This window comes from Nocardiopsis sp. M1B1 (assembly GCF_052466615.1).
Map to the genome: position 1 here is coordinate 1,296,298 of NZ_CP196194.1, position 24,405 is coordinate 1,320,702.

Below are 24,405 nucleotides of genomic sequence, written 5' to 3' on the forward strand. Positions count from 1 at the left end.
GGACGGCAGGGTGCCGGACGTGATTTGCCATGGGGGCGGGGAACTGAGCGAGAGCACACACGGCGAAAGCGGGGCGGGTGGACAGCGTCCCAAGGACACGCCGGACAACAGGAACACCTCTGCCGAAGAGCTGTCCAACAAGCACACTCCCGAGAGTGGAGTACCCACCAACGAGGGGAATCAACCCACTCATGACACTCCTGGAGGAGAGGAAAGCGTAGGAGAGCAGCCCGAACCGGAGTTCATCAACCCGGTCACCTTCAAGACCAGCGGTACCTTCCTCCGTGACAAGGTCGCCCAGAGCCTCGCGGAACAGGGCTTCGGTTCCGACGACACCGGCGACGACGCCGCGGAGGAGACCTCCGGCGTCCCCGCCGACGCGCACGGTTCCGATGCCGCCGACGCCTCTCCCGCAGCCGGCTCCCCCGCCTCGGCCGGCCGCGCGGGCGTGGAGGAGTCCGACGCGCGTGAGGACGGCGCCCGGGGGGACGGACGGTCCTCCCAGGCGGACCCGCCCTCCGCGGCCGACGACACGTCCGTCGACCAGGACGGTACGGCCGGCGCCGACGAGCCCCCATCGCCGGTGTCCGACCGGACCGAGCCGATCTCGCTCGACTCCGTCCGCGCGGCCGCCTCCGCGGAGGCGGCGCAGACGTCCGACGACGCCTCCGGGAACGCCGACACCGAGGAGGGTGGGACGGACCTCTGGAGCCCGCGCGGGCAGGAGCACACGGGAGTTCCCAAGAGCCCCGTGGCCGGAACCGTGACCGACGTCCAGGACTTCGAGGACGGGTCCGCCGGGGCCGCCACGTCCGCTGTGCCCGCCGCTCCGGACGCCGTCGCTCCGGACCGTGACGGAGAGCAGAGGATCGACGAGTCCTCCGCGGCCGAGACGGCGTCCCTGTGGCCCGAGCCGCGTCGCCTCTCCTCCTACGTGGCCGAGTCGCCCTCCGAGGGGCAGGACCGGGGCGCACGCCGCGGTGCCACCGCGGCCGGTGCCGCGGCGGCGGCCGGAGCGGCCGCCGCCCACTCCGGGGCGCATGGCGGCCCCACCGGCCCTGGTGACACCACCAGTTCCAGCAACTCCGGCGGCCCCAGCGGTCCCACCGGCCCTGGCGGCCCCAAGGGACCGGCTGGTCCCGGCGGTACCGGGCCCGGCGGACCCAAGGGCCCGGGTGACCCCAAGGCCCGGGGCAAGAAGAAGAACGGCGCCGGTCAGAAGGCCAAGAAGCCCCTCTGGTGGAGGATCCTGCGGGTCTTCCTCATCGTCACCGGTGTGTTCTTCATCATCGGGTGCGGTGTCTTCGCCTTCTTCTACAGCACCGTGGAGGTCCCGGACGCGGCCAAGGCCGACGTCCTGGAGGAGGGTTCCACCTTCTACTTCGCCGACGGCGAGACCGAGTTCGCCTACCGGGGCACCCACCGGGAGATCCTGTCCTACGACGAGATGACCGCGGGCGGCGAACACGTCGTCGAGGCGGTCATCTCCGCGGAGGACCGCGGTTTCTGGACCGAGCCCGGAGTGTCCGTGAGCGGCACCGCCCGCGCGGTGTGGTCCACCGTCACCGGCCAGCAGGTCCAGGGCGGCTCCACCATCACCCAGCAGATGGTGCGCAACTACTACGAGGGCATCTCCCGGGACGTGTCCATCACCCGCAAGGTGCGGGAGATCATCATCGCCCTCAAGGTCGACCGGAGCGAGTCGAAGGAGTGGGTGATGGAGCAGTACCTCAACACCATCTACTTCGGTCGCAACGCCTACGGAGTCCAGGCCGCCTCGCAGGCGTACTACCACAAGGACGTCCAGGACCTGGAGCCCGCCGAGGCCGCGTTCCTGGCCGCCGCCATCCAGCAGCCCACCCCCTTCGGTGAGGCCGATGTGGAGACCACTCCCTCGATGGAGCGGCGCTGGGAGTACGTCGTCAACGGCATGGTCACCACGGAGGCCATCACCCAGGCCGAGGCCGACGCGATGGAGTTCCCGGCGCCCGAGCCCGAGCGGCCGAGCGAGGGCACGGACCTGAGCGGCTACAAGGGCTACATGCTCCAGGAGGCCATGAACGAGCTGGAGCGGCTCGGCTACACCGAGGACCAGATCAACCGCCAGGGCTACAGGATCGTCACCACGTTCAACCAGGACATGATGGACGCCGCCTACGCCGCTGTGGAGGAGATGGTCCCGCCCGAGGACCGGCCCGAGGGCGTCAACGTCGGTCTGACCACCGTCGACCCGGCGACCGGCGAGGTCCTGGCCTTCTACGGCGGGCACGACTACTGGGAGAACCAGTACGACAGCTCCTTCCTCGGCGCCGCGCAGACCGGTTCGGCGTTCAAGCCCTACGTGCTCGCCACCGCACTGGAGCAGGGCTACAGCCTCAACTCCACGGTGGACGGGCGCGGTCCGCGCACCATCGCGGGCTCGCGCATCCAGAACGCGGGCAACTCGGCGGGCGGCATCATGACGCTCACGCAGGCCACCCAGGTCTCCAACAACCTCGGTTTCATCGAGCTGGCCCAGGAGGTCGGTTTCGAGAACGTGCGCGACACCGTCTACGCCGCGGGGTGGCCCGAGGGGAGCGTTCCCGACAGCCAGCTGGTTCCGGTCATGCCGCTGGGCGCCTCCAGCGCCCGCACGGTCGACCAGGCCAGCGGGTACGCCACCTTCGCCAACGGCGGCGTGCACGTCGAGACGCACGTGGTGCGGGAGATCATCGACTCCGAGGGCGAGAACGTGCGCCCGGAGGTGGAGAGCAACAGGGCCCTGGAGGAGGAGACCGCGGCCGACGTCACCTACGCCCTCCAGCAGGTGGTCAACGGCGGTACCGGTACGGCGGCGCGGCTGGCCAACCACCCCACCGCGGGTAAGACCGGTACCACCGACGGCAGCGTCGCGGCCTGGTTCGTCGGCTACACCCCGCAGCTGTCCACGGCGGTGGGGATCTACAGCGGCAACAACGAGAGCTTCAGTATCCCGGGATACGGCTCCCTGTCGGGCGGTACGCTCCCGGCGTCGCTGTGGAACCGGTACATGAGCACCGCGATGGAGGGTTACGAGCCGGGTTCGTTCCCGAGTCCGGCCTTCAGCGGCACCACCGAGAACTGGGCTCCGGACGTGTCCACCGAGCAGCCCCAGCAGCCGCAGCAGCCGGAGGCGCCCGCGGAGCCGGAGACGCCGGCCGAGCCGGAGGTGCCCACCACGCCCGAGACACCCGTGGAACCGGAGGAGCCCACCACACCCGAGTGGCCGGAGATCCCCGGCCCCGGGACCGAACCGGGCCCCGGTGAGGGCGGCGGCGGAGAGGAAGGTGGCGGCGGTGGCGGCGGTGGTGAGAGCCCGCCGGCCAGACGCGACGACCTCTGGTGAGGCCCGGTTCCGGTGGTGACCGGAGCCGGTGAGAACGGGGGAGGGCCCGGCGGCGCGCCGCCGGGCCCTCCCCCGTGTTCCGGGTCCTCGATGTCGGGCCCGCCGCCGGTCGGCGGAGTGGGCCCTGTCGGCCCGAACCGGCCTCGGCCCGCGGGGGCGGGCGCCCACCGGGGGCTGGAGGTGGTGCGGGTCCGGGAGCGCCTCCTAGTCGGAGGGGCCCCCGTCCCAGGTGTGCAGGAAGACCCGCGAGCCCGGCGTGGTCCCGGTGAGCGCGTCCGCCGCCAGGATCACGGCGGCCGACGTCCACGTGCTGCGCTCCACCGGCCAGCGCACCTGCTCGGCGAACTGGTAGCCCGTCCAGTACACGCCGTCGTCGGCGTCGCGCAGGTGCTGCACGTCCCGCAGGAGGCGCACGCCCGCGTCCACGTCGCCGACGGCGGCCAGGGCCAGCACCAGCTCCGAGGTCTCCGCCGCGGTCACCCACGGCTGGTCGCTCACGCAGCGCACGCCCAGCCCGGGCACCACGAAGCGGTCCCAGCGCTCGTTGATGCGCTCCTTGGCGGCGGCGCCGCGCACGGCGCCGCCCAGGACGGGGTAGAACCAGTCCATCGAGAAGCGGCCCCGGTCGGCGAACAGGTCCTCGTGCCCGTTGATGAGCACCGCTAGGCGGTCGGCGGCGGCCGTCCACGCGGGGCGGGAGCGGCCCAGGCGCGCGGCCAGGGCGGCGCCGCAGCGCAGCGCGTGGTGCACGCTCGCGCACACCGTCAGCAGGGCGTGGTCCCCCGGGGCGCCGTTCTCCGAGCGGGCCCACAGGATCTCGCCGTGCTCGCCGCGCAGGGCCAGGACGAACTCCAGGCCCTCCTCGACCACCGGCCACATCCGCTCGGCGAACGCGGTGTCGCCGGTGACGAGCAGGTGGTGGAACAGGCCCACCGCGGGGTAGGCGGCGTGGTTGGCCTCGCGCAGCGGCGTCACGGGGACGCCCTGGCGGAACTTGGCGGGCCATCCGCCCCCGGGCGCGCGGCTGTCGGCCAGCCACAGGTAGGCGCGCCGGGCCGCCTCGGCGTGTCCGGGCGCGCTGCGGCCGGTCACGGTCAGGGCCATGGCGCACTCCACGTGGTCCCACACGTCGGTGTGCCCGCCGGGGAACCACGGGATGGCCCCGCTGTCCTCCTGGCAGCGTGCGAGGTAGGAGGCGGAGCGGTGCAGCTGCTCGGCGTCGAGCACGCCGGGCAGGCTCAGGGCGTCGTGGGGGGCCGGTCCGGTCGTGGGCGCGGGCGCGGGGGTGGCGGACATCAGGCGTCGTGCGGTTTGCGCACGTACACGACCACGCTCTTGCCGATGACCGGGTTGAGCAGGCGCTCGGCGACGCGGGTCACGGCGGGGGCCTTGAGCATGTCCCACACCAGCATGTCGTGGTAGGCCTTGGCGAGCGGGTGGTCGTCCCGGTCGGTGCCCACCGCGCACTTGATCCACCAGTAGGGCGCGTGCAGGGCGTGCGCGTGGTGGTGCGGGCCGATCTCGAAGCCGGTGGCTTTGAGCTTGGCCTCCAGTTCGGCGCGCGTGTAGATGCGGATGTGCCCGCCCTCGTTGGTGTGGTACTCCTCCGACAGGGCCCAGCACAGGCGCTCGGGCAGGAAGCTGGGCACGGTCACCGCGGCGATGCCGCCGGGCCGCAGCACCCGGAAGAGCTCGGCCATCGCGGCGGTGTCGTGCGGGATGTGCTCGAAGATCTCGGCCGCGACCACGCGGTCGAAGCTGGCGTCGTCGAAGGGCATGTCCAGGGCGTCGCCCTTGACGGTCTCGGCCCTGGCCTCCTCGGGAGCCTCGCCCTCGTGGCGCATCGCGGCGAACATGGTCTCGACCTCGGCGAGGTCGGCGACGTTCTGGTCGAAGGCCACGATGTCGGCGCCGCGCCGGTAGACCTCGAAGGCGTGGCGGCCGCCGCCGCAGCCCAGGTCGAGCACGCGGTCGCCCGGGCCGACGGGGAACAGGTTGAAGTCGACGGTGATCAGTGGAGGCTCCCTGGGGATCTGGCTCGGGGATCTGGGCTTGGGGCTCCGCGGCCGCGGACGCGGGGCGGTGGGTCGCGCGCGGCCCGCGGGGGCGGCGCGCGGTCCGGGCCGGTCAGGCGCCGTTGGCGCGGGCCCGCTCGGGTGCCGGCGCGGACGCGGGCTCGGCGGGCCCGGGTCGCGTGTCGCCGTCGGCGGGGCGGTTCCCCCGCACGGCGTCGACGGTGGAGGCGTAGCGGCGCGCGGTCAGTTCGGCGACGGCCCTCCAGGTGAAGCGCTCCTGGACCCGGCGCCAGGCGGCGGCGCCCATGCGTTCGCGTTCGGCGTCGTCGTCGAGCAGGGCGGCCAGCGCCTCGGCGAGCACCTCGGGGTCGCCCGGGGGCACCAGGCGCCCGGCGTCCCCGTCGGTGCCCACGACCTCGGGCAGCGCTCCGGCATGACTGGCCACCAGCGGAGTGGCGCAGGCCATGGCCTCCACGGCGGGCAGGGAGAACCCCTCGTAGAAGGACGGGACGACCGCCACCTGGGCGCTGGCGATGAGTTCGGCCAAGGCGGTGTCGTCGATGCCGCTGACGAACTCGACGCGGTCGCGCAGGCTCAGCTCGTCCACCAGCTGGTCGGTGGGGCCGCCGGGTTTGGGTCTGCTGACGACGGTCAGGGTGATGTCGCGTTCGGTGGCGAGTTTGGCCGCGGCGCGCAGCAGGACCGCCACGCCCTTGAGGGGGCTGTCGGCGCTGGCGGTGCACACGATGCGTCCCGGTACGCGCTCCAGCGCGGGGCGCGGGTGGAAGTGGCGGGTGTCCACGCCCAGCGGGGTGACCTCCATGGCGGCGGGTGCGACGCCGAACTCGCGGGCGATGTCGTCGGCGGAGGACTGGGAGGGCACCAGGATTGGGTCGAGTCGGCGGGCGACCCTGGCCTGCATGCCCACGAACCCGTACCAGCGGCGCTTGGTGAGCTTGTGCAGGCCCCGGGCCTCGGCCAGTTCGATCCTGCGGTCCACGCTGATGGGGTGGTGGATGGTGGTGACCAGGGGCAGTCCGGCGGACCTGATGCCGAGCAGTCCCCAGCCCAGCGTCTGGTTGTCGTGGACGACGTCGAAGTCGTTCAGGCGGCGGCGCAGTTCGCGGTTGGCGCGCAGGGAGAAGGTGAGGGGCTCGGGGAACCCGGCGGTCCACATGGTGGCGACCTCCAGGGCGTCGATCCAGTCGCGCCACTCGCGCACGGGCGGTGCCTTGAAGGGGTGGGCGTCGTTGTACAGGTCCAGAGAGGGGACCTTCTCCAGGGTCACGCCCTCGTCCAGGGCGGGGTAGGGCTGGCCGGAGAGGACGGTGACCTCGTGGCCCAGGGCGGCCAGTTCGCGTGAGAGGTGGCGGACGTACACGCCCTGTCCGCCGACGTGCTGCTTGCTGCGGTAGGACAGCAGGGCGACGCGCAGGGGGCGCTCGGCACGGGGCCGTGGGCTCGGTGTGGTGCCCGACTGGGTCAAGAGTCCACCTCTTCGTTGGGTCGCGGGCCCGGTCGCCGTGGGCGCGGACGCCGTCGGCCGGTGACAGGCGTGCGCGTGCCTATGTTACTCGGCAGTTGTGTTCGGACCGGCGTCGGGCCGGTTGGTAAGGGATCCTATGTCGGGCGCCCCGCGGCGGTGCTCCGGCGGGGCGCGTCGCCGTGTTCGGCGCGGCGGGCGTCCGGACGGCCGGAGGAGAGACGGTGTTCATGCGCGGTACACAAATGAGAACAAATTCTACAAAGCCTGCCAGGCGATCCGAAAACCCCGGTCCGCTTTTCGTATTGCTACTGCTACGTCGTGCGATGAGGTGAGGATCATGGGCTTGGTCGGCCGTCTTCGGGGGAATCGGTTGGATAACGTGTTCTCGTAACAGCCGCCGCCGCTGGGTGGGCGTCGGCGACGGGCTTCAGCGCCGCGGCGAGCGGGCAGCGCGCGGGCTGACGACGAAGGGGAGATCCTGTGCCGGTGCAGGCGGCGAGCGGAACGATGTCACGAAGTCAGACCCAGCGCCGCAAGCGCATCGTGCAGACCGCGGCCGCGCTGGCCGTGCGCGGTGGTGTGGAGGCCATGCAGATGCGTTCGGTGGCCGAGCGTGCGGGTGTCGCCCTCGGCACGCTCTACCGGTACTTCCCCTCCAAGATGGACCTGGTGGTGGCCGTGGTCACCGAGGAGCTGGACCTGCTGGAGGGCGGTATCGTCCGCCGTCCGCCCACCGCCGACACCCCCGCCGAACGCGCTGTCGACGTCCTGCTGCGGGCCACGCGCGGGCTGATGCGCGAGCCGGAGCTGGCCGACGCGCTGGTGCGCTCGCTCATCATGGCCGAGGTCAAGATCGAGCTCGACCTGCGCATCTCCGACCTGGTGTGGCGGGTGGCCACCGGCAACCTGGAGGGCGCCGAGGAGGAGGGCGGCACCGGGGTGGACCGCGACAGCACCGGCTACGTCCTGGTGGGCTCGCTGACCAGCGTGTGGATCTTCGAGCTGGTGGAGGTCCTCAAGGGGCGCCGCGACGTGGACGAGGTGGAGCGGCGGCTCCAGGCCGCGGCCGAGCGCCTGCTCGCCCCGTTCTGACCCGCTCACCCCCCGCGTTTGCGGGGAACCGGCGTCAGCCACCGCCGAAGAGCAGGCCGAGCAGCCCGTCGAGCAGACCTGTGCCGCCCCCGTCGTCGTCCCCGTCCTCCTCGGGCGGGCCGCCGGGGGCGTCGTCGTCTCCGGGCTCCTCCTCCCGGGGCGGGTCCGGAGCGCCGTCGGGCCCTTCACCTCCGGAGGGCGGGTCCGCCTCCTGCGGGGGCGGTGCGGGCGTGTTCCGCTCCGGAGCCGGGTCGGGGGCCTGGTGCCCGCTGCCGCCGCCGTCCTCCTGCCGCGGCTCCGTCTCGGCCCCGGGCCCGGCGGGCTCCGTCGGCGCGGACGGGGGCTCCGCGGTCGGTCCGGCCTCCGGTTTGGTGTCCGCGCTGGTCGCGTCGGTCTCCACCTGCGGGACCAGCGGTCCGCGCTCGGCCTCGTCGGGCCCGGCGCCGATCATCGTGGAGGGGCCGCCCACGGCGCTGGCCCAGCCCCACAGCGCGACCGCCAGCACCACGGTGGCGAGGCCGGAGACGGCGGCCATCGGCCAGCGGCGGCGGGCGGTGCGCCGGTCGTCGGGACCGTCACCGGAGTCGTCGGTCCCGGTAGGCGAACCGGGTCCGGCCAGCGGGGTGACCGCTTCGTCGCGCACCGGGTGGTCGCGTGTGGTCAGCCGGTCGCCGGGCAGGGCGCGGGGCGGCGCCTCGGGGCCGGGCTCGGCCGCCTCGTTCTCCTCCTCGGCCGCCCCGGCGGCGCGGGAGCGGTGCATCGGGTACCCCTCGCCGGTGAGGGGGTGCATCTGCGCGGTGATACGCTCGCGGGCCGCGGCCAGGCCGGGGTCGGTGCAGGTGCGCACCACCGCCTCGCGCAGGCCGGGCGGCGGGCCGGGCGGGCGCAGCAGGGCCAGGGCCTGGGAGACGTCGTACACCTGGGCGCGCCAGGCGGCGGTGCCCGGGCCGCCGGTGTCCCCGGCGCCGCCGGAGGCTCCCGCCTCCCGGGAGGTTCGGGGGTCGGGGACGCGGCGGTCGCCGTCGCGGCCGTCCAGGTTCTCCGCGGCGCGGCGGATCGCCGAGCGCGTCAGCTCGCCGCAGATCTGGGGGTCCAGGCCCAGGACGCGCGCGACCGCTGAGGTGGGCAGCGCGTGCCGCAGGTTCAGCTCCACCAGTTCGCGGTGGCTGGCGGGCAGCCGGGCGAACATGCGGGCCACCGGCTCCTCTGCGGGCACCGTGGCCAGCCGGGTGTAGGGGCTCACGTGGGCCAGGCCGCGGCGCTGGCAGGCCGAGCGGACCAGGGCGTACAGCCAGGAGCCGAGGTCGGCCGGGCCCGCGCGCCGCGAGTCGAGGACGACACCGGCGACGAGGCCGTCGTGCACGGCCTCGGCCGTCTGCCCGGTGTCCTCACCCAGTAGCGACCAGGCGTACCGGTACAGGGACGGGGCGAAGGCGTCGTAGAGCGCCTCGACCGTCGACGGTTCGCCTGGTTCGCTACCTCTGGTCACTTTTCTAACCCCCCGTTCCCCGCGACGGTAGCGAGGGGAGAGGCGACGCGTGGGTGAATCGTCTACCTGTGTCTTGAAGGTAAGACTTCCGTAACCTCGGGGCCGGTTGCGGGATCCGACGGTCGCGGATCGGCTACTCTCCGCCGCGTGACGGCGACCCGATGGCGATCATCCGCTCGACGGAGCGGCGGGCGCGCGCGGAGGTGTCGGCGTCGACCGTGATCTCGGTCGTGCCGAACCGCAGCGCGTTGAGCAGCTTGTCCGCGTCGATCATCTTCATGTAGTGGCACTCGGCGCGCGAGTTGACCGCCTCGAACTCCGTGTGCGGGTTGGCGTTGCGCAGCTGGTGCAGCATGCCGGTCTCGGTCGCGATGAGGACCTTCTTGGCGCTGGTGTTCTCCGCGGCGGTCAGCATCCCGCCGGTGGAGAGGACCTTGACGCGCTCCTGCGGGACGGCGCCGCTGCCCACGAGGTAGAGGGCGGAGGTGGCGCAGCCGCACTCGGGGTGGACGTAGACCTCGGCGTCTGGCTCGGCGGCGACCCGCTCGCGCAGGGTGTGCCCGTCGATCCCGGCGTGCACGTGGCACTCGCCCATCCACACGTGGATGTTGTCGCGGCCGGTGACCCGCTTGACGTGGGCGCCCAGGAACTGGTCCGGCAGGAAGAGGATCTCGCGGTCCTCGGGGATGGAGCGGATGACGTCCGCGGCGTTGGAGGAGGTGCAGCAGATGTCGGTCTCGGCCTTGACCGCCGCGGTGGTGTTGACGTAGGCGACCACGACCGCGTCGGGGTGCTCGGCCTTCCAGGCGCGCACGTCCTCGGCGGTGATGGTGTCGGCCAGCGAGCACCCGGCGGCGGGGTCGGGCAGCAGGACGGTCTTCTGGGGGGCGAGGATCTTGGCGGTCTCGGCCATGAAGTGCACGCCGCAGAAGACGATGGTGCTCGCGTCGACACCGGCGGCCAGGCGGGACAGCGCCAGGGAGTCACCGGTGTGGTGGGCGACGTCCTGGATTTCCGGGCGCTGGTAGTTGTGCGCGAGGATGACAGCGTCGCGCTCCTTCGCCAGGCGGTGGACCTCAGCGGCCCATTCCTGCCTGGTCATGGTGTCCGCCGTGGCGGTGACCGGTGCCATGTCCAACTACTTCCTTGAGGCTGTGGGCAACGCCGCGCGGGCGCCGTGCCGTGGAGGGTCGGTGCGGGCGAGGACAGGTTTTTGTCTGCCAGGCACAAACTTGGTGAAGCTTAACATGACGAGTAACGGAAGGGACAGGGTGGACATCCCTCAGGAAAACGGACAGGTCGCGGCGTCCGTCTGCTCCGCGTCCGACCACGCGGAGCTGTCGGTGCACGAGGCGCTCGCGGTCGTGCTCCAGATCCGCGCCGGAGAACTGTGCGTCCTGCTGTGGCGCAGGGCCCTGCCGCCCTGCGAGGGCGCCTGGGCGCTGCCCGGCGGCAGGCTCGGCCGGGGGGAGAACCTGGGCGCCTCCATCCGGCGCCAGCTCGCCCAGAAGGTCGACGTGAGGGATCTGTCACACCTGGAGCAGCTGGAGACCCGCAGCGACCCCGACCGCGTCCCCCGGCGCCGCACCCTGGCCACCGCCTACGTGGGGCTGGTCCCCGCCGACGTGGACCCGGTCGTGCCCGGCGACACCGGCTGGCACCCGGCCGCCGACCTGCCGACCATGGCCTTCGACCACGCCTCCATCGTCCGCTCCGGACGCCAGCGGCTGCGCGCCAAGCTCAGCTACACCAACGTCGGGTTCGCCCTCGCCCCGCCGGAGTTCACGATGTCGGAGCTGTCCGGCTACTACCGGGCCGCGCTGGGCCACGACGTGGCCGCCACCAACCTGCGCCGCGTCCTGCTGCGCCGGGGCCAGATCGAGGAGACCGGCCGCTCGGTGCCCTCGGGCCGCTCCGGGGGCAGGCCCGCCGCGCTCTTCCGGTTCCGCGAGCGCGGCCTCCAGATCACCGACGCCTTCGCGGTGCTGCGCCCGCCCAGCTGAAGGTCCAGCGGGGGCCCGCCCGGTCCCGCCCCCGAGGGCCGGTCCGCCCGGCCGAGCGCCGAGGGCGGGCCGAGCGGCCGGGAGCGCGCCGCCCGCGCGGTGCGGGCCGGGGCCGCTCCCGGGCCGCGGCCCCTTCCCCCGTCCGGGGACCGTCGTCGGCGGCTTGTACACTCCCTGACCGTGGCAATTCGTACTGCGGTCTTCGACGTCGGCGAGACACTCGTCGACGAGACCCGGATCTTCGCGCGCTGGGCCGACCGCTTCGGCATCCCGCACATGGCCTTCTTCGGGACCATCGGCGGCGTGCTCGCCTCCGGCGGCACCCTCACCGACGGCTTCCGCCTGCTCGTGCCCGGGTTCGACCTCGCGGCCGAGAGCGCGCGCTGGCGCGCCGAGGACCCCGACGGCGAACGCGAGCACTTCGGCGAGGCCGACCTGTACCCCGACGTGCGCCCCGCCTTCGCGGCCATGCGCGCGTCCGGGATCTCCCTGGTCATCGCGGGCAACCAGCCGCCCGAGGCCGGACCCGCCCTGACCGCCATGGACCTTGGCGTGGACGGCATCGGCATCTCCGACGACTGGGGCGTCAAGAAGCCCGAACCCGCGTTCTTCGACCGCGTCCTGTCCCTGGTCCGGGCCGCCAGCCCCGGCACCGAACCCGGCGAGATCGTCTACGTCGGCGACCGCGTCGACAACGACGTCCTCCCCGCCCGCGCCGCCGGGATGCGCACCGTCCTGCTGCGCCGGGGCATCTACGGCTACCGCCACGCCGCCGCCGAGGAGGCGGCCCGCGCCGACGCCGTCCTGGACGACCTCCACCAGCTCGCCGACTGGATCGGCCGTCAGAACTGAGGCGGCACGCCGAGGGGCCGGGTCGTGGGACCCGGCCCCTCGGCGTGCCCGCCGCCTTCGGTCCCGGTACGGTCACGGCCTCCACCCCACGGTTTGACCAGCGCGCCCGGGGGTAACGTGCGAACGGCCTGCCCCTCGCCACACCTCACCTTCCGGACCCTCCGGTTCCCCGAATGGAGACGACACCGCCGATGATCGCGTTCGAGGGCGCCGCCAAGCTCTATCCCGACGGCACGGTGGCCGTCGACCAGCTGGACCTGACCGTCGAGACCGGCCAGACCACGGTCTTCGTGGGTCCCTCCGGAAGCGGCAAGACCACGTCGCTGCGGATGATCAACCGCATGGTCGAACCGACGGGGGGCACCGTCCGCATCGACGGCGAGGACGTGCGCCAGCGCGATCCCGCGGCGCTGCGCCGCTCCATCGGCTACGTCATCCAGCAGGCCGGGCTCTTCCCGCACCGCACCGTGCGCGACAACATCGCCACCGTGCCCCTGCTGCTCGGCTGGGGCCGGGCCAAGGCCAGGGCGCGCGCCGCGGAGCTCATGGAACTGGTCGGTCTGGAGCCCGCCCAGGCCCGGCGCTACCCCCACCAGCTCTCCGGGGGCCAGCAGCAGCGCGTCGGCGTCGCCCGCGCACTGGCCGCCGACCCGCCCATCCTGCTGATGGACGAACCCTTCAGTGCCGTGGACCCCGTCGTGCGCGCCAGCCTCCAGGACGAGCTCCTGCGTCTGCAGAAGGAGCTGCACAAGACCATCGTCTTCGTCACCCACGACATCGACGAGGCCGTCCGGCTCGGTGACCGCATCGCCGTCTTCCGCCCCGGCGGGAGGCTCGCCCAGTACGACACCCCCCAGAACCTGCTGGCCGCGCCCGAGGACGCCTTCGTGGAGTCCTTCATCGGCTACGACCGGGGCGTGCGGCGCCTGTCCTTCTTCCCGGCCGACAGGCTCTCCCCGCGCCAGGACGCCGTCCTGGAGGAGAGCGTGCGCGCGGGCGCCGCGGCCGCCTCGCTCGGGGACGAGCCCTGGGCCCTGGTCGTCACCGGCGACCGCATGCCCCTGGGCTGGGCCAGCGCGCGGCAGCTGGCCGACGCGCCCGCGGACACCGCCCTGGGCTCGCTCGAACTCGCGCCCTTCGGCCACACCTTCGCCGTGGGCACCGACTCCCTGCGCGCCGCCCTGGACGCGGCGGTGCTCTCGCCCGCGGGCCGCGCGGTCGGCGTCGACGCCGACGGCCGGGTGGTCGGCGTGGTCTCGCAGGACGACCTGGGCGCCGCTCTGTGGTCGGTGACCGAGTGATCGCCGAGGCCGTCGCCGGGGTCTGGGGCGCCGGGTCCGCGGCCGGACCGTCCGGCACCGGGGCGCTCGCCGGGGCGTGGGACTGGGTCGTGCGCGTCGTGGACTGGGGCGTCGCGAACTGGAGCCACCCCGGCGACCCGGACCGGGGCGTCCTGCCCCGCCTGACCGAGCACATGCGGCTGTCCTACCTGTCCATCCTCATCGGACTGGCGGTCGCCCTGCCCCTGGGGCTGGCGTGCGCGCGCTGGAAGCGCCTGTACCCGCCGGTGCTGACGGGTGTGAACGTGCTCTACGCGGTGCCCTCCATCGCCCTGTTCTTCCTCATGCTGCCCTACACCGGGTTCAGCGACTGGACGGCCATCGTGCCGCTGGCCCTGTACACCCTGGTGATCCTGCTGCCCAACGTGGTGGACGGGCTGCGCCAGGTCCCCGACCACGTGCGCCAGGCCGCCGTCGCCATGGGCTTCGGCCCGCTGCGGCGCCTGCTGTACGTGGAGATGCCGGTGGCCGTGCCGGTGGTCATCGCAGGGCTGCGGGTGGCCTCGGTGGCCACCATCAGCATGGTCAGCGTCGCCTCGCTGGTGGGCCTGGGCGGTCTCGGCCGGCTCATCCTCAGCGAGGGCTTCCGGCGCCAGTTCGACGCGCCCATCGTGGTCGGCATCGTGCTCACCGTGGTCCTGGCGTTCGTCACCGACGCGGTGCTGGTGCTCGCCCAGCGCCTGCTCACCCCCTGGTCGCGCCGCGACGGCGCCGTACCGCGCCGCAGGCGCCGGGCGGTCGCGGCGGAGGCCGCCGCGGCGGACCCGGCGGCGGACCCGCGGGCCGCGACCCCGGCGGGGGGACGGTCGCCAGCGGACCCGGGCACCGGTGACACGGCGGGGGAGAGGTAACCATGGACATCCTCAACGACCTGGTCGCGTGGTTCGCCGACCCCGCCCAGTGGACCGGCGCCGCGGGCATCCCCGCGCGTCTGGGCGAACACGTCTACTACTCGCTGCTCGGACTGCTGCTGTCCGCCGCCGTCGCGGTCCCCCTGGGGCTGCTCACCGGACACACCGGTGTGGGCGGCTTCCTGACCACCAGCCTCGCCAACTTCGCCCGCGCCCTGCCCACCATCGGCGTCCTGTTCCTCATCGTGCTGGCCGCCGGGATCGGGATCGTGCCCGTGCTGTGCGCGCTGGTGGCGCTGGCCGTGCCCCCGATCCTGGTCAACACCCACGAGGGCGTGCGGGGTGTGGAGCCCCGGCTCAGGGACGCCGCGGTCGGGATGGGCATGCGCGGCCACCAGGTGCTGCTGCGCCTCGAACTGCCCGTGGCCGCGCCGCTCATCCTCATCGGCATGCGCACCGCCGCCGTCCAGGTGGTCGCGACCGCGACCATCGCCGCCTACGTGGGGGTCGGAGGGTTGGGCCGCTACATCGTGGACGGCCAGGCACGCCAGGACCTGACGATGATGCTCGGCGGATCGGTGCTGGTGGTGCTGCTCGCGGTCCTGACCACGCTCGTGTTCGCCGGACTGCGGCGGCTCCTGGTCGCCCCCGGTCTGCGCCTGGCCGCGCCGCAGGGCTAGGGCCGGGCCACACCACAGAACCGGGCCGGGTCACAGGGCCAGGCCACCCCAGAGAGAAGGTTCCATGTACAAGAGAATCGCCCTGCCCCTGGCCGCGCTGCTCCTGACCGGGTGCGGCGCCAGCGACCCCTACGCGGAGGAGGGCGGCGGTGAGTCCGGCGGCGGCTCCGGCGGCGCGGTCGTCATCGGCTCCGCCGACTTCCCCGAGTCCACCCTGCTCGCCGAGGTCTACGGCCGGGCCATGGAGGCCGAGGGCGTGGAGGTCGAATACCAGCTCGGCATCGGCAGCCGCGAGGTCTACTACTCGCAGATCGAGTCCGGCAACCTGTCGGTGTTCCCCGAGTACAACGGCGCGATCCTGGCCTACCTCGACGAGAACGCGCCCACCGGCAGCAGCGAGGAGACCAACCAGAGGGTCACCGAGGCGCTGCCCGAGGGCCTGGAGATCCTGGACTCCTCCAGCGCGGAGAACAAGGACTCGGTCACCGTCACCAGCGAGGTCGCCGAGGAGCACGGCCTGGCCAGCCTGGAGGACCTGGCCGGCGTCGCGGAGGAGCTGACCCTGGGCGGCCCGCCGGAGTTCGAGACCCGCCAGCAGGGCGTGGTGGGCCTGGCCGACGTCTACGGGGTGGAGTTCGGCGAGTTCCGGTCCCTGGAGGTGGCGCTGCTGACCCAGGCGCTCCTGGACGGTGACATCCAGGCGGCCAACCTGTTCACCACCGACCCGCAGATCACCGCGAACGACTTCGTGATCCTGGAGGACCCGGAGAACCTGTTCGGCGCGCAGAACGTCACCCCGCTGGTCAACGGCGAGCAGGTGGACGAGACCGCCCGGGGTGCGCTGAACGCCGTCTCCGCCGCCCTGACCACCGAGGCCCTCACCCAGCTCAACGAGCGGGTGGTCATCGGCAACGAGAACGCCGCCGACGTCGCCCAGGAGTGGCTGGAGCAGGAGGGGCTGGCCTGAGCGGTCGGTTTCGGGCGGTCGGCTTCCGCCGGTCGCGGGAGAGCCGGGGCCGAGGCGGCGGCGGGTTCCGCGCGCCTCGGCCCCGCGGGGGCGAGCCGCCCACGCGCGCCCACCCCCCCCCGGGCCGCGGCCCCGCCGTCCACCGCACCGGCCCGCCTGCTGAACCGGCCGCCTACTCCACCAGCCGGTACCGGCCGGAACGGCGGGCCAGGGCCGGGCCCTCGCCCCGGACCCCCGGCAGGTTGGTGACGTCGGCGAAGAAGACCACGTGGTCTCCGACCAGCACCCGTTGGCGCACGGAGCACTCCAGTGCGGCCAGGGCCTCGTCCAGCACGATCGCGCGGGTGCGCTCGCCCCGGTGGTGGGGCTGGTCCGTCACCAGCAGGCGCGCGCTGGGACGGCCCTCGGCGGAGAACCGCCCGGCCACGGCACGCTGGCCGCCCCCCAGCACGTTGACGGCGAAGGCGCCGACCTCCTCGATCACCTCGGCCATGTAGCCGCTGGCGTCCACGCTGACCGACACCACGGGCGGGTCGGCCGAGACCGACCCGAAGGCGCTGACGGTGGCCCCCACGTCGTCGCGGCCGTCGGCGACGGTCACCACCGTGACGCCCACGGGCAGCAGGGCCATCGCGTCCAGGTACGTCAACGGATCTCCCACAGCCCCGGCATCATCAGCGGGCCGCCGACCGGCAGCCCCATCGCCACGGCCACGTGCTCCAGGGGACCCCAGGCGCTGACCACGGTCTGCGGGCCCGAGGCCCCCACGTCCTCGCTGGACTCGTGCTGGCGGATCCGGTCGAGCGGGTGCGCGCGGGGGAAGGGCCGCAGCGGGAGCGGCCCCGCGCCGGCCTTCTCGCGGGCCAGCCGAACGGCGGTCTCCAGGCCGCCCAGTTCGTCCACCAGACCGCGCTCGTGGGCGTCGCGGCCGGTCCACACCCTGCCCCGGGCCACCTCGTGCACCTGCTCGCGGGTCATTCCGCGCGCGGCGGCGACCTTGCCGGTGAAGTCCTCGTAGATCTCGTCCAGGAGGGCGTTGACCCGCTCCCACTCGGACTCGGTGAAGGGCCGGTCGGTGTCGAACATGCCCGCGTGCTCGCCGGTGCGCACGGAGTCGCTGGTCACGCCGTACTGCTCCTTCAGCGCACCCAGGACCGGTTTGCCGGTGATCACGCCGATGGAGCCGGTCAGCGTGCCCGGCTGCGCGACGACCGCGTCGGAGCCCAGGGTCACGTAGTAGCCGCCGGAGGCCGCGACGTCGCCCATCACGGCCACCACGGGGATGCCCGCCTTGCTGGTCAGCTCGCTCTCGCGGCGGATCGCGTCGGAGGCGGTGGGGGAGCCTCCCCGGCTGTCCACCCGGAACACGACCGCCTTGACCTGGGGGTCCTTGCGCGCGGCGCGGAAGGCCGCCGCCACGGTGTCCGAGCCCATGACGGTGCCGCCGCCCAGGGGCGAGCGCCGGGTCCGGCCCAGGCTGATCGTCCCGGTGGCCGAGATCAGCGCGATGTGGCCCCCGGTGTTGCGGGAGAGCTGCTGGGGTGCGGTGTGCCTGCGGTGGTAGCGGGTGACGAACTGCAGCTGCGGCTCACCGCTCAGCTCCTCGAACAGCCGCGCGTACACCTCGTCCCGGTGGGCGAGTCCGTCGACCAGCTTGTGTTCGACCGCCTCGCGGGCCAGGAACGGGCCCTTGGAGACGAGCGCGCGCACCTCCTCCTCGGGAAGCTTCCGGGCCCGGGAGACGGCCTCGACGACCTGGTCGCCGAGAGAGGTGACGATCCGGTCGCTGGCCTCGCGCTGGGCGTCGGTGTAACCGGTCTCGGTGACGCTGTTCATCGCGTTCTTGTACTCGTGGCGCGCGCCCACCTCGTAGGACACGTCCAGCTTGTCCAGGGCACCCTTGACGAAGGTCGTGCGCATCATCAGGCCGGTCAGGCCGAGCACGCCGGTGGGCGCCATGACCACGCGCGAGAACGCGCAGGCCAGGTAGTAGGGCAGGTTCCCCTCGCCGGTCTCGCCGAAGGAGTCGGCCCAGGCCACCGCGGGCTTGCCCGCCGCGCGGAAGTCGGCGACGGTGTGGCGCAGCTCCTGGACCTTGGCGAATCCCAGGGACCGGGCGTCCACCCGGACCAGGAGGGCCGCCACCCGCGGGTCGCGCGCGCCGCGGCGGATCCCCTCCAGGACGTCCAGGTACTGCTGCCTGCGCCGGTTCATGATCTGGCTGAACGGGTCCCCGGGGGCCTGGTCGGCGACCCCCTCCGTCAGGTCCAGCTCCAGAACCAGCGGCCCCCGGGGGCCCTGTCGGGTCTTCATGATCTTCGCGAGGTCCACCATGGGCCCAGCGTAGTGCTCCGGGGTGTGGAACGCCGTCCGGAACGTGCGGAATAGGGCGATGCGGTCGCCGGGCGCGCTAAGGTCAACGGTGGTTCGAGCACGGGATCCACGAGAGGGACGACGGCATGGCGGGCATCCACGGGCGACGGCGGCGGGCGCGCGCCGCACGCGTCGGCACGGGAACGGTCGCGGCTGCCGCGGCGCTGCTGCTCCTGTCGGCCTGCTCCGGAGGGAGCGAGGCCGAACTGCGGCTCGGCGAGAGCGGGACCCTGCCCGCGGCGGAGCCCCCGGCGCCGGAGGAGTTCGCCACCGAGAGCATCGAGGGCGTGTCCCTGCAGGTCCCCGAGGGCTGGCAGACCCAGAACGAGGGCGGTGTGCTCTGCGTGAGCCCGCCCGGACAGGAGCCCTGCGGGTACGGCTCCGTGCAGCTGACCCCCCACGCGGTCGAGAAGCACCCCCAGGGCTGGCCGGGCGAGGGCGAGGCGTTCAACAAGGAGGGCGGCTGGGCGGCCGACACCGGCAGCTGCCGCAGCCTCAACACCGCCGCCTCCGGGGGCATCGGCGTGGAGGGGGCCGAGCTCGCGGCCCCCGGCTTCACCGACCACGCCGACGGCCTCACCTCGCACCACTCGGTGTGGAACGTGGCGTGCGTCAACGGCGACACCTTCGAGGTGCGCATGTGGTTCCTGCCGGTCAGCGACGTCCTGCTCTACGTGTGGTCGGTCGACTCCCAGTACTCCGCCGTGTACGACGAGATCGCCCTGTCCATGGACACCAGCGACTACCAGAGCTGACCGCCCGGAACTGACCACCGCGGTTTCGGTTCGACCGATTACCCGAACGGGTGTCCCCGCGGTCCGATGAGGCCGTAGGGTCGTACTCGTTACGACGACGGCCGCCCGCGCGGGCGGCGCGGTCGCAGGCGACGTGAATCGGGGGCAGCACTGGTGACCACCATCGGAGCGGCGGGACGTGTCGTTCAGTACACGCTCGACAACGGATTGCGTCTGGTGACCGCTGCGGCCTCCACGGGCCAGGTCGCCTCCGTGAACCTGTGGTACGGCGTGGGGTCCCGGCACGAGGTCCCCGGGCGCACGGGGTTCGCGCACCTCTTCGAGCACCTGATGTTCCAGGGCAGCGGCGGCGTCGCCAAGGGCGAGCACTTCGAGGAGGTCGAGCGGCTCGGCGGCGACATCAACGCCTCCACCTCGACCGACCGCACCAACTACTACGAGACGGTCCCCGAGCACGCCCTGGACCGGATCCTGTGGCTGGAGGCCGACCGGCTGGCGACCCTGCGCGAGGGCATGACCCAGGAGGTCCTGGACAACCAGCGCGACGTCGTCAAGAACGAGCGCCGCCAGCGCTACGACAACCAGCCCTACGGCACCGCCCTGGAGCGCATCCTGCGCCTGGCCTACCCCGAGGGCCACCCCTACCACCACCCGACCATCGGCTCCATGGCCGACTTGGACGCCGCCGACCTCGACTACGTCAAGTCGTTCCACAAGGCCCACTACGGCCCGGACAACTGCGTGCTCACCGTGGTCAGCGACCTCGATCCCGAGGACGTCCGGGGCCGCGTGGAGAAGTTCTTCGGTCCCATCCCGGCCCGCGAGAGCGTCCCCGAGGCGCCCGACGCCGCCCTGGAGGCCCCGCTGGGCGGCCCGGTCCGCGACGCGGTCACCGAGACCGTGCCCGCCGCCGGGGTCTTCCTCGGGTTCCGCGTCGCCCCCTACGGCGAGCGCGGGTTCGACGTCATGCACCTGGCCTCGGCCGTCCTGGGCCAGGGGCAGGGCAGCCGCCTGTACCGCTCCCTGGTGGTGGACCGCCCCATCGCCGCCGACGACGGCGGCGGCGCAGCCGACATCCTGCCGTTCCGCTACACCGACAGCCTGATGCTGGTGAACATGCTCTCCCGCGAGGGCGTCAGCGGCGACGTGCTGGAGGAGGCCATGCGCGAGGAGATCGCCAAGCTGGCCGCCGGGATCACCGAGGAGGAGCTGGACCGGGCCCGCGCCGTCCTGGAGCGCGACCACCTCCAGTCCATCTCCAGCCCCTCCGGGCTCGCCGACAGCATCAGCAGCTGCACCCAGCTGTTCGACGACCCCGAGCTGGCCTACACCTGGCCCCGGCGCTGGGACGACATCACCGCCGAGGAGGTGCGGGCCGCCGCCGAGCGCGTGCTGGTCGACGACAACCTGCTCGTCGTCCGCTTCGACCCCGAGGAGTCCGAGGCCGCCGAGGCGGCCGGGGCCGACACCGTCGACGCCTGATCCGGGTTCCGTTACCGCAAGCCGCAGAAAGAGCCGCAGAGCATGCCGCACAAGTCGCGTCCGGACCTCGGTGCCGTAGCGTCCTACACCTTTCCCAAGCCCCGCCGCCTCACCGTCGGCGGCGGCACGGTCGTCGCCGTCGACGTACCCGGCCAACAGCTCGTCTCCCTCCGCCTCGTGCACCCGCACGGCGGTGCCGCCGAGCCGCTCGACGCCATGGGCGTCAGCGCTCTGACCAGCGAGGTCCTGGAGGACGGCCCCGGAGGCAACAGCTCCCTGGCGCCCGCCCTGGAGCGCCACGGCGCCGAGTGGGTCTCCCGCGTCAACTGGGACGCCTTCATCACCGGCCTGGACGCCCCCGCGGGCCGCCTGCCCGAGGCGGTGCGCCTGTTCGCCGACGCGGTGCGCCGTCCCGCGCTCAACCCCGACGACGTCGTCCGCCGCCGCGACCAGCTGCTGGAGCGGTTCTGGCTGGAGGCGGCCTCGGCCGGCACCCTGGCCATGCGCAGCCTGGGCGGGCAGCTGTTCACCGGCCGCTACGCCACGCCGCTCGCGGGCGGCCCGGTCAAGCTGGCCGACGTCACCCCCGAGACCGTGGCGGCCTTCCACGCCGACTCCGTCGCCTCGGTGGCCGGGACCCTCGTGGTCGTCGGCGACCTCACCGGGATCGACCTGGAGGACCTGGGCAAGACCGTGTTCGGCGACGCCGCGGCCGTGCGCGCGCCCGAGCCGACCGAGCCCGCTCCGCCGCCGGGGGAGCTGCCCCGCGTCCTGATCGTGGACCGGCCCGGCTCCGTGCAGTCCGCCCTGGTCATCGCGCACCGCGCCCCCTCCCGCTCGCAGGTGGACCTGCCGCGCGCCGAGGGCGTCAGCGAGGTCCTGGGCGGCATGTTCACCTCCCGGCTCAACCTGGAGCTGCGCGAGCGCCTGGGCTACACCTACGGCGCCGGGTCCCGTTTCGACCTGCGCCGCGACAGCGGGGTGTTCTTCATGTCCGCCCAGGTCGAGGCGGACACCACCGCCCACTCGGTCACCTCCTCGCTGGAGCAGGTCGCCAAGCTGCGCGAGTCGGGGGTCACCGAGGAGGAGCTGTCCGCCGTGCGCGACTCCAACACGGTGGGCCTGCCAGTCACCTACGCCACGGCGCGCGCCATGGCCGGGGCCCTGGTCGACATGGTGGTGCACGACCTGCCCGAGGACCACGTGGACCGCGTCCGGGCCGGTTACGAGAGGCTCACCAAGGAGTCCCTGGACAGCGCCGCCACCGAGTACCTGCGCCCCGAGGAGTCGGTCGTGGTGGTCGTCGGCGACGCCGAGCGCCTGCGCCAGCCGCTCACCGACACCGGGGTGGGCCCGGTCGAGGTGCGCACCCCGGACTCGCTCTGGACCTGAGGCCGACGGGTGCGCGGGCGGTCGGCCCGCGCACCCGCGCCACCCCCGCCAACAGGCACGGGAGCCGCGGAGTGAGACCTACGTCACTGCATGCTCGGGTCGTCGCCGGACATAACGAAAGCGAACCTATGTGTCCGTGATGTGGCAACCACCAGCATGGATCCGGCGTCCTGCTGGTATAACGAGTGATCCGTGCACCTACGTGGTGACAGCGACCGCAATGCTCCCGCAGGAGGCCACCATGGCCGGTGAATGGACCCGTGGATAACCGTGTCCTCCCTAGAGAACCCCCACACGCAGCGCCCTGAGGCGTCGCGCTCCTCCGCACGGGCGGAGACGGCCGACACGGCCGAGCCCCGTCCCGAGGGGCGCCTGCTCAAGGGGCGCTACCAGTTGGTGTCGGAGATCGCCAGGGGCGGTGTCGGCACGGTCTGGCGTGCCACCGACCTGGTCATCGACCGCGAGGTGGCCGTCAAGGAGCTGCGCCTGCCCGCGGACCTGAGCCGCTCCGAGCGCGAGTCGCTCCTGCAGCGCACCACCCGCGAGGCCCGCGTCGCCGGACGCCTCACCCACCCCAGCCTGGTCACCGTCCTGGACGTCGTGGACGAGGACGACCGCCCCTGGATCGTCATGGAGCTGGTGGAGGCCTCCACCCTGGAGGAGCTCATCCAGGTGGGCGGCCCGCTGCCCTACCAGCGCGTGGCCGAGATAGGCCTCCAGCTCATCGACGCGCTCAAGGTCGCGCACGCCGAGGGCATCGTGCACCGCGACGTCAAGCCCGACAACGTGATGATCAGCCAGGCCGGGCGGGTCGTACTCACCGACTTCGGGCTGGCCGCCTGGAACGGCGAGTCGGCGCTGAGCGCGTCCGGGCGCATCATCGGCTCCCCGGCCTACATCCCGCCGGAGCGGGCCAAGGCGGGCCCGGTGGGACCCGAGTCCGACCTGTGGTCCCTGGGAGCCACCCTGTACGCGGCGGTGGAGGGGCACCCTCCCTACGACCGCAAGGGCTACATCAAGATCCTGCGCCAGGAGCAGCTGGACGAGCCCGCCGAGGCCGCCAGCGCGGGCCCGCTGGCGCCGGTGCTGGCCGGTCTGCTCCGGGTGGAGCCCTCGGAGCGGCTGACCGCCGAGAACGCCACCAAGATGCTGCGGATCGCGGCTCTGGCGCCGTGGGCGCCCGAGACGAGCCCGGAGACGGCCGCGCAGGGCACCGCCACGCCCGCCGAGCCCCGTCCCGAGGGCGAGGAGCGCGAGTCGGCCCGCGAGCACTTCAAGGCGGGCGCGCACGTGCTGGCGGAGTCCATCAACGAGCGGCTGCGCAACAGCCCCGAGGCGATGAACTCGATCATGACCTCGATCCGCGAGTCCACGGACACGCTGGGGCTGACCAGTTCGGGCAAGCACGCCGAGCGCAGCCGCCTGCCCGCGGTGGCCACCATCGCCGCGGTCTCCCTCGGCGTCCTGGTGCTGCTCGCGGTCATGCTCTGGGCGCTGCTCGGTCGTTAGCGCCGCCTCGGCGGGAACCTCCGCGCGGGCTGGGCGGGGTGGGATGGGTGGGGCCGGCGGGATTCGAACCCGCACTGTACAGCACCTAAAGCTGCCGTCTCCTGCCAGTTGGACTACGGCCCCTCGCGGACAACTGTACCGGTGCCGGGCGCGGGGCCCGGCCGCGGCGGGCCCGTGCGCCCGCCGCGGCCGGGGGCCGCCCCCGGCACCCGTGTCACAGGCCCAGTTCCCGCTTGATCCGGTCGACGTGGCCGGTGGCCTTCACGTTGTAGAAGGCCTTCTCCACCCGGCCGTCGGTGCCCACGACGACGGTGGAGCGGATGACGCCCTGCACGACGCGGCCGTAGTTCTTCTTCTCGCCGAAGGCACCGTAGGCGCGCAGGGTGTCCTTGTCCGGGTCGCCCAGCAGCGGGAAGGTCAGCCCCTCCTTGTCGCGGAACTCGGCCAGCTTGTCGCTCGTGTCCGGGGACACGCCCAGGACGGTCAGGCCCGCGGAGTCGAAGTCGCGCAGGTTGTCGCGGAAGTCGCAGGCCTGCGTGGTGCACCCGGGGGTCATGGCCGCCGGGTAGAAGTACAGGACGACGCGCTTGCCGGTGGAGGCCAGCACCTCGCTCAGGGTGACGGGCTTGCCGTCGGCGTCGTCGAGGGTGAAGTCGGGCGCCTGGTCGCCGGGCTCCAGACGGATCGGGTCGCTCACGTGGTGTCCCCCTTGGGTTCGCGGGCGGGGCGCCGCCCCGCCGACTCTCGCCCTCACC

Annotated in this window: 20 protein-coding genes and 1 tRNA gene; 12 read left to right on the top strand and 9 right to left on the bottom strand. The window is 73.2% G+C overall.

Annotated elements, in window-relative coordinates:
• Positions 1 to 10: 10 nt before the first annotated feature.
• On the top strand, positions 11 to 3,364 hold the full coding sequence (locus ACSTA4_RS05805) for a transglycosylase domain-containing protein (protein WP_444964106.1): 3,354 nt from the start codon (positions 11 to 13) through the stop codon (positions 3,362 to 3,364).
• 204 nt (positions 3,365 to 3,568) lie between these two features.
• Here ACSTA4_RS05805 and ACSTA4_RS05810 read toward each other — a convergent pair whose 3' ends face one another.
• From ACSTA4_RS05810 to ACSTA4_RS05820, 3 genes are all read right to left on the bottom strand, one after another.
• On the bottom strand, positions 3,569 to 4,660 hold the full coding sequence (locus ACSTA4_RS05810) for a prenyltransferase (RefSeq protein WP_444962676.1): 1,092 nt from the start codon (positions 4,658 to 4,660) through the stop codon (positions 3,569 to 3,571).
• Positions 4,660 to 5,379 (bottom strand): class I SAM-dependent methyltransferase, encoded by a 720-nt coding sequence (locus ACSTA4_RS05815; RefSeq protein WP_026338750.1) that lies wholly within the window; start codon positions 5,377 to 5,379, stop codon positions 4,660 to 4,662. Before ACSTA4_RS05815 ends, ACSTA4_RS05810 begins: the two co-directional genes overlap by 1 nt.
• Before the next feature lie 112 nt (positions 5,380 to 5,491).
• Entirely contained in the window at positions 5,492 to 6,865 is a 1,374-nt protein-coding gene (locus ACSTA4_RS05820; protein WP_444962677.1) for a glycosyltransferase family 4 protein, read from the bottom strand.
• Positions 6,866 to 7,345: 480 nt separating this feature from the next.
• On the opposite strand from ACSTA4_RS05820, the gene ACSTA4_RS05825 reads away from it, so the two are divergent.
• A complete protein-coding gene (locus ACSTA4_RS05825) occupies positions 7,346 to 7,957 on the top strand; it encodes a TetR family transcriptional regulator (RefSeq protein WP_274976482.1) in 612 nt (203 codons plus the stop codon).
• Positions 7,958 to 7,991: 34 nt separating this feature from the next.
• Here the strand turns inward: ACSTA4_RS05825 and ACSTA4_RS05830 are convergent, their stop codons facing one another.
• Together ACSTA4_RS05830 and nadA are read right to left on the bottom strand one after the other, a co-directional pair.
• Positions 7,992 to 9,446 (bottom strand): sigma-70 family RNA polymerase sigma factor, encoded by a 1,455-nt coding sequence (locus tag ACSTA4_RS05830; RefSeq protein ID WP_444962678.1) that lies wholly within the window; start codon positions 9,444 to 9,446, stop codon positions 7,992 to 7,994.
• A gap of 133 nt (positions 9,447 to 9,579) precedes the next feature.
• Positions 9,580 to 10,578: a quinolinate synthase NadA gene (gene nadA, locus ACSTA4_RS05835; protein ID WP_444962679.1), complete on the bottom strand. Its 999-nt coding sequence runs from the start codon at positions 10,576 to 10,578 to the stop codon at positions 9,580 to 9,582.
• A 139-nt stretch (positions 10,579 to 10,717) separates the two neighbouring features.
• Between nadA and ACSTA4_RS05840 the strand changes: the two genes are divergently transcribed.
• From ACSTA4_RS05840 to ACSTA4_RS05865, 6 genes are all read left to right on the top strand, one after another.
• Positions 10,718 to 11,449, top strand: a complete 732-nt coding sequence (locus ACSTA4_RS05840; protein WP_047869876.1) for an NUDIX hydrolase — start codon at positions 10,718 to 10,720, stop codon at positions 11,447 to 11,449.
• 180 nt (positions 11,450 to 11,629) lie between these two features.
• Positions 11,630 to 12,301 carry an HAD family hydrolase gene (locus ACSTA4_RS05845; protein ID WP_248773766.1) on the top strand — a complete coding sequence of 224 codons (672 nt, stop codon included), beginning with the start codon at positions 11,630 to 11,632 and terminating at the stop codon, positions 12,299 to 12,301.
• A 191-nt stretch (positions 12,302 to 12,492) separates the two neighbouring features.
• Complete coding sequence (locus ACSTA4_RS05850; protein ID WP_274978060.1) at positions 12,493 to 13,602, top strand: ABC transporter ATP-binding protein; 1,110 nt, start codon at positions 12,493 to 12,495, stop codon at positions 13,600 to 13,602.
• Positions 13,599 to 14,492 (top strand): ABC transporter permease, encoded by an 894-nt coding sequence (locus ACSTA4_RS05855; RefSeq protein WP_274978061.1) that lies wholly within the window; start codon positions 13,599 to 13,601, stop codon positions 14,490 to 14,492. Before ACSTA4_RS05850 ends, ACSTA4_RS05855 begins: the two co-directional genes overlap by 4 nt.
• Before the next feature lie 2 nt (positions 14,493 to 14,494).
• Entirely contained in the window at positions 14,495 to 15,172 is a 678-nt protein-coding gene (locus tag ACSTA4_RS05860; RefSeq protein ID WP_444962680.1) for an ABC transporter permease, read from the top strand.
• 64 nt (positions 15,173 to 15,236) lie between these two features.
• A complete protein-coding gene (locus ACSTA4_RS05865) occupies positions 15,237 to 16,139 on the top strand; it encodes an ABC transporter substrate-binding protein (RefSeq protein ID WP_444962681.1) in 903 nt (300 codons plus the stop codon).
• Positions 16,140 to 16,311: 172 nt separating this feature from the next.
• Here the strand turns inward: ACSTA4_RS05865 and ACSTA4_RS05870 are convergent, their stop codons facing one another.
• Together ACSTA4_RS05870 and sppA are read right to left on the bottom strand one after the other, a co-directional pair.
• Positions 16,312 to 16,770 carry a flavin reductase family protein gene (locus tag ACSTA4_RS05870; protein ID WP_444964107.1) on the bottom strand — a complete coding sequence of 153 codons (459 nt, stop codon included), beginning with the start codon at positions 16,768 to 16,770 and terminating at the stop codon, positions 16,312 to 16,314.
• Positions 16,771 to 16,784: 14 nt separating this feature from the next.
• Positions 16,785 to 18,473, bottom strand: a complete 1,689-nt coding sequence (gene sppA / locus ACSTA4_RS05875; RefSeq protein ID WP_444962682.1) for a signal peptide peptidase SppA — start codon at positions 18,471 to 18,473, stop codon at positions 16,785 to 16,787.
• A gap of 125 nt (positions 18,474 to 18,598) precedes the next feature.
• Between sppA and ACSTA4_RS05880 the strand changes: the two genes are divergently transcribed.
• The 4 genes from ACSTA4_RS05880 to ACSTA4_RS05895 all read left to right on the top strand — a co-directional run bounded on the left by ACSTA4_RS05880 (position 18,599) and on the right by ACSTA4_RS05895 (position 23,650).
• On the top strand, positions 18,599 to 19,267 hold the full coding sequence (locus ACSTA4_RS05880; protein WP_444962683.1) for a hypothetical protein: 669 nt from the start codon (positions 18,599 to 18,601) through the stop codon (positions 19,265 to 19,267).
• Between the two features lie 153 nt (positions 19,268 to 19,420).
• Entirely contained in the window at positions 19,421 to 20,749 is a 1,329-nt protein-coding gene (locus ACSTA4_RS05885; protein ID WP_248773771.1) for a M16 family metallopeptidase, read from the top strand.
• A 42-nt stretch (positions 20,750 to 20,791) separates the two neighbouring features.
• A complete protein-coding gene (locus tag ACSTA4_RS05890; protein ID WP_248773772.1) occupies positions 20,792 to 22,141 on the top strand; it encodes a M16 family metallopeptidase in 1,350 nt (449 codons plus the stop codon).
• Between the two features lie 252 nt (positions 22,142 to 22,393).
• Positions 22,394 to 23,650, top strand: coding sequence for a serine/threonine-protein kinase (locus ACSTA4_RS05895; RefSeq protein ID WP_268742336.1), 1,257 nt, complete (start codon positions 22,394 to 22,396; stop codon positions 23,648 to 23,650).
• Between the two features lie 48 nt (positions 23,651 to 23,698).
• Here ACSTA4_RS05895 and ACSTA4_RS05900 read toward each other — a convergent pair.
• Positions 23,699 to 23,773: transfer RNA gene (locus ACSTA4_RS05900), tRNA-Leu, on the bottom strand.
• A 91-nt stretch (positions 23,774 to 23,864) separates the two neighbouring features.
• Entirely contained in the window at positions 23,865 to 24,347 is a 483-nt protein-coding gene (gene bcp, locus ACSTA4_RS05905) for a thioredoxin-dependent thiol peroxidase (RefSeq protein ID WP_444962684.1), read from the bottom strand.
• Positions 24,348 to 24,405 lie beyond the last annotated feature (58 nt).